Here is a 1,177-nt window from a genome sequence, read left to right on the forward strand (position 1 = left end):
TAGAGTTCATTAACCGGCAGGATTCCGTGATCCGCTCATTGCTGCTCCCGCTGACCGAGGGACTGGCCCGAGGAGATATCCAACTGCCCGACACCCTGAAAGCCGGGAGATGCCGTATCCGTGCCTATACCACCTGGATGCGCAACTTTGGCACCGATAGTTTTTTTGAAAAGGTCATCCCTATCGTTAATGGTTTTAACCTTAAATCTACGGCTGCAACCGGAATTGCAATTGCCGCTAATTCCGCTCCTAATCTGCCTGACATTCAATTCTTCCCCGAGGGGGGTGATCTGGTAGAAAACCTGCGCAGTAAAGTGGGTGTAAAGGTTACTGGCGGTGATGGTGCAGGTAAAGAGTTAAGCGGGGAGATCAGCGATCAGACCGGTAAGGTGGTCGCCGCTTTCCGTACCCTGCATGCCGGTATAGGCGCTTTTGCCCTCACCCCTGTGCCGGGAAACACCTACACCGCCCTAATAAAACTCCCCGCCGGTAAAATACAGCGCCTGCCTTTACCCGCAGCCAAGGCACAGGGTTATGTACTTACTGTAAATAACCGCGAGCAGGACAGCATCAGGGTCGGCATATCCGCAAATATTCCCCGCCCGCAGATGGTGACCCTGCTGGCACAAAGCGAACAACTCACCTGTTACACCATAAAAATGGAATTAGACGGGCACAGTTATATCGCAGCTGTGCCCAGGTCTTACCTGCCCGCAGGCATTATCCGCCTCACCCTGCAATCGGCAGATGGTGAGGCCTTAGCCGAAAGGCTGGTATTCAATGACCAACATGATGAACTAAAATTGGAGATCCATTCCGACAGTCTATCTCTTCAAGCGGGCAAGCCTGTAAAGTTGCAGATAAGATCGGTTGATAAGGATGAACACCCGGCAACCGGCAGCTTCTCCATGGCGGTAACCGATCAGGAAACCGTTCCGGTGAATGAAGCGGATGAACTCACCATAAGGGCCGACCTGCTGTTAACTTCCGACCTGAAGGGTCATGTTGAACAGCCGAACTATTACTTTACCGCAAAGACCGCTGCCGACAGTTTAGAAAGGGCAGCGCAGCTGGATAACCTGCTGCTTACCCAGGGCTGGCGCCGTTTCGTATGGAAAAAACAAACCGCGGACAGCACCATGTTCCTGCCCGAACAGGGGCTGCACATCAGCGGCAC

Annotated in this window: 1 pseudogene; it reads left to right on the forward strand. The window is 53.2% G+C overall.

Features of this window, described 5'->3' with window-relative positions:
- A pseudogene (locus tag I5M19_RS18540) lies at positions 1–1,177 on the forward strand (hypothetical protein); the annotation flags it as partial.

Source organism: Mucilaginibacter segetis, from assembly GCF_016522075.1.
Classification (GTDB): Bacteria; Bacteroidota; Bacteroidia; order Sphingobacteriales; family Sphingobacteriaceae; genus Mucilaginibacter; species Mucilaginibacter segetis.